The organism is Streptomyces sp. NPDC059900 (assembly GCF_050270335.1).
Lineage (GTDB): Bacteria > Actinomycetota > Actinomycetes > Streptomycetales > Streptomycetaceae > Streptomyces.
Genome location: NZ_JBNNJZ010000657.1, coordinates 1 through 4,189, shown reverse-complemented (window position 1 = coordinate 4,189; position 4,189 = coordinate 1). Strand labels below are relative to the sequence as shown.

The 4,189-nt window shown below is 72.0% G+C and carries 3 protein-coding genes; 2 read left to right on the top strand and 1 reads right to left on the bottom strand.

All coding sequences use genetic code 11. The features are described 5' to 3' along the window. Positions 1-185: 185 nt before the first annotated feature. Positions 186-1,178 carry a hypothetical protein gene (locus tag ACQKIP_RS41365; RefSeq protein ID WP_365854993.1) on the bottom strand — a complete coding sequence of 331 codons (993 nt, stop codon included), beginning with the start codon at positions 1,176-1,178 and terminating at the stop codon, positions 186-188. A 234-nt stretch (positions 1,179-1,412) separates the two neighbouring features. Here ACQKIP_RS41365 and ACQKIP_RS41360 point away from each other — a divergent pair, with 234 nt between their 5' ends. Continuing rightward, positions 1,413-2,882 (top strand): FGGY family carbohydrate kinase, encoded by a 1,470-nt coding sequence (locus tag ACQKIP_RS41360; protein WP_365854991.1) that lies wholly within the window; start codon positions 1,413-1,415, stop codon positions 2,880-2,882. Further along, the coding region (locus ACQKIP_RS41355) for an FAD-dependent oxidoreductase (RefSeq protein ID WP_427745366.1) at positions 2,879-4,189 on the top strand (1,311 nt) is incomplete at its 3' end. The genes ACQKIP_RS41360 and ACQKIP_RS41355, both read left to right, overlap by 4 nt.

Genomic DNA, 4,189 nt, shown 5'->3' with positions numbered 1-4,189 from the left:
CCCGAGCTCCCTGAGCCTTTGTTCCTCGTCTGGCAGCGGTGCTTTGGCCGATGCGGGACTCGACCAGGTGGTGCGGGACAACGTTGTACCTCCGTCGTGAGCGGTCGTACGGGGAGAGGTCGTGCGGGAAGCGGGTGGTGCTGATTCAGCGGTCGTGCCGGTGCGGCGGGCCGTGGCCGGGGGCCTCAGCCCGAATCCCGTACAGCCGTCAGACAGCGCGTGCGTGCCTGCATGAATGCCTCGGCCGCCGCGTCCGCGTCACCGGGCGACCGGGTGCGGTACGTCCACGGAGCCACCGTGTAGAAGGGGTCGAGGACCTCGAAAACCCGCCCGGCGTCCTGGAATTGGTGGGCGCCCCACAAGGCGTGGGCCAGGTAGTTGAGGTCGAGCAGCGACGTCGCCGCGGGCAGCGCGTGCTCGAACCACAGGTGCAGCGCGCGAAGGGCGGAGCGGGTCGCGTCCTCCCCTATCCAGTGCAGGTCCAGGGCGTGCTCGCTGCCGCCGTCCTTGCGGTAGCGCTCGACGCGCACATACAGGGGCAGTACGTGCAGGGCCGAGCCCGCGTGGGCCGACCCCGACGCCCAGTGAGCGAAGTTGACCGCTTCGGTGAGCGGGCCGTTGGGGCGGCGCGTGTACGCGAACTGGAGCATCCGGTGGTAGGCCTCGCGGTTGCCGGGGTCACGCTTGTCGGCCTCGGCCAGGAGGTGCCAGGGGCCGGGGAACAGCATCGGCTCGGGGGCCGGTACCCGGTGCTCGTCCCACCGCTGGCCCTTGTCGAGCTGGGCGAGGGCGAGCAGACAGACCCAGGGCACCGGGTCCTCGGGCGAGGCGTCGATCGCGGCTCCGCACGCGGCTGCCGCCTCGCGCCACAGCTCGTTGGTGTGGCGGTGCCCGGCGCGATGCGCGCGCAGGGTCCGCTCGACCAGGACCCTGGTGTGCAGGACGGACGCGGCGGCGCTGTGCGGCTCCTCGGCCCGCCAGGCCCTGACCACGTCCGAACCGGCGACGGCGGCCGCCAGGATCTGCGTGCGTTGCGTCCAGAGCCCCCAGTCGGGTGTGGAGTCGAGCAGGTGGCGCGTCGACACCCAGCGACCCGTCTTGAGGTCCTGGAGCACGGCGCGCAACTGATCGTCGTGGCCCGCCGGGTGGTAAACGGGGCGGCCTGACGGATTGGGCATGAATCCTCTGTGGGGGCGGAGGGCGGGGCGTGTGAACTGGCCTATGACGAAATGATGTTGTTCGGCGGTCAGTGTAGATCTGCAACATCCGATTCCAGGCCAGTTCTTGAATCTTTTGAGATTGACTTGAGCTCAACTCGGCGCGCCGGTTGGCAATTTGAGAAAAAGTCAGTGCGGAACCGGCCCGGATGGGGGCTCTTGACGCCCTCCCGGCCGCTGTAGCAGGCTTCCGCGGTGATCACCAACGGCGGAGGACAGCGCGGCGGGGCAGTCCTCGCCATCGACCAGGGGACGTCCGGCACGAAGGCTCTCGTCCTCTGTCCGGAACGCGGAGTGATCGGCTCCGGCGTCGCGCCCGTACGCCCGCGCCACCTCCCCGGAGGCCGGGTGGAGGTCGACCCGGAGGCTCTGTACGCCTCGGTCGTCGACGCGGGACGCCGCGCCCTGGCCGACGCGGGCGAGCCGGTCGCCGCGGTCGGCCTCGCCAACCAGGGAGAGACGGTCCTGGCCTGGGACCCCGTCTCCGGCCGCCCGCTGACCGAGGCGATCGTGTGGCAGGACCGGCGCGCGGAGCCGCTGTGCGCGGAACTGGCGCCGTACGGAGAAGAGCTCAGGCACCTGACCGGGCTGCCCCTCGACCCCTACTTCGCCGCGCCCAAAATGGCATGGATACGCCGTCACCTCACCCGCGAAGGCGTCGTCACCACCAGCGACGCCTGGCTGGTCCACCGGCTCACCGGCGAGTTCGTCACCGACGCCGCGACCGCCGGACGCACCCAGCTCCTCGACCTGGACGACGTCACGTGGTCACGGCGCGCCCTCGACGTCTTCGGTCTCGTCGACGAGCGGCTGCCGCGGGTCGTCGACGCGGCGGGCCCGGTCGGCGCCACAAAGGCCTTCGGCCCCGAACTCCCGCTGACCGGACTCCTCGTCGACCAGCAGGCCGCGCTGCTCGCCCAGGACGTGACCGAGCCCGGCACCGCCAAGTGCACCTACGGCACCGGCGCGTTCCTGCTCGCCCAGACCGGGTCGCTCCCGCGCCGGGGCGACTCCGGCCTGGTCAGCTGCGTTGCCTGGCGCCTTGCGGGGGAGAGCAGTTACTGCCTCGATGGCCAGGTGTACACGGCCGCGTCCGCCGTCCGCTGGCTCACGGACCTCGGCGTGATCGAAGGCGCCGCCGACCTGGATCTGGTCGGCTCCTCGGTGCCCGACACGGGCGGCGTCACCTTCGTCCCCGCGCTCGCCGGACTCGCGGCGCCCTGGTGGCGCGGCGATCTGCGCGGCTCGATCACCGGCCTCGGCCTCGACACGGCCCCCGGACATCTGGTCCGCGCCCTGTGCGAGGGCATCGCGGCCCAGGTCGCCTCGCTCGCCGACGCGGTGGCCGCCGACCTGGGCGAGCCCCTGACCAGCCTGCGCGTCGACGGAGGCCTGACGCGCTCGTCCCTCCTGATGCAGACCCAGGCCGATCTGCTGCAAATCCCCGTGGAGGTATCGGCGCTGCCCGACGTCACCGCCCTGGGCGTGGGCGTCGTCGCCCGCCTCGGCCTCGACCCGCGGCTCACGGTGCGCGACGCCGTCCCCCGGTGGCGGCCCGCCGCCGTGTACGAGCCGAAGATCGACGCAGCCCGCGCCGCCGAGCGCCTCGGCGGCTTCCGCTCGGCGGTCGACGCCCTCCTCGACCGCGCGCCCGTACCGTCATGACCGTCACCACCAAGGGCCCGCTGCCCTCCGAGCCCTACGACGTGACCGTCGTCGGAGCGGGCGTGGTCGGCTCCGCCATCGCACGCGAGCTGGCACAGCACCCCCTGCGCGTCGCGCTGGTCGAAGCCTCCGGCGATGTCGGCGACGGCACGTCGAAGGCCAACACCGCGATCCTGCACACCGGTTTCGACGCCGTGCCAGGATCCCTGGAGGCCCGCCTCGTACGGGAAGGCCGCCGCCTGCTCGCCGCGTACGCCATCGAGTCGGGCATCCCCGTCGAACCCGTCGGCGCACTGCTCGTCGCCTGGGACGAGGAACAACTGGCCGCGCTGCCAGGCCTGTTGAAGAAGGCGGAGGCCAACGACTACCACGAGGCCCGGATCATCGGCGCCGCAGAGGTCCGCTCCCGCGAACCCCACCTGGGCGAAGGCGCACTGGGCGCGCTGGAAGTCCCCGGGGAGTCCATCATCTGCCCCTGGACGACGACACTCGCGTATGCCACCCAGGCCGTGCGCGCGGGCGTGGACCTGCACCTCAACTGCAAGGTGGAAGGGCTCGCTTCACCCCCGCCGCCGGACGGCGCCGACCACCACGAACTGACCACGCCCCGCGGCGTCATCCGCACCCGCCACCTCATCAACGCCGCGGGCCTGCACGCGGACACACTCGACCAACTCCTGCTAGGCAGCGGCAAGTTCACGGTCACCCCGCGCCGCGGCCAGCTCATCGTCTTCGACAAGCTCGCCCGCGACCTGGTCCGCCACATCCTCCTGCCGGTCCCGACGGCGCTCGGCAAGGGCGTCCTCGTGGCCCCCACCGTGTACGGCAACGTCCTCCTCGGCCCCACCGCCGAGGAACTGGACGACAAGCGGGCGACGGGCACGACACAGGACGGCCTCGACGGACTGCGAGCCAAGGGCGGACGCATCCTGCCCGCCCTCCTCGACGAGGAGGTCACCGCGGTCTACGCCGGGCTGCGGGCAGCCACCGAGCACGACGACTACCAGATCCACGGCGCACCCGGGCAGCGGTACATCACCGTCGGCGGCATCCGCTCCACCGGCCTCACCGCGTCCATGGCCATCGCGGAGCACGTCGTCGGGCTGCTCGCCGACGCGGCGGGCCCCGATCTGGACCTGACGGTCGCCGGGAACCTCGACCCGGTGCGCATGCCCAACCTCGGGGAATCGTTCCCGCGCCCCTACCAGCGCGCCGACCTCATCGCGACCGACTCCGCGTACGGCAGCATCGTCTGCCACTGCGAGCGCGTGACCCGCGGAGAGATCAGGGACGCCCTCATCAGTACC

Coding starts and splice junctions, on each gene's coding strand:
- ACQKIP_RS41365 (WP_365854993.1), bottom strand. CDS start 1,178: ATGCCCAATCCGTCAGGCCGCCCCGTTTACCACCCGGCGGGCCACGAC.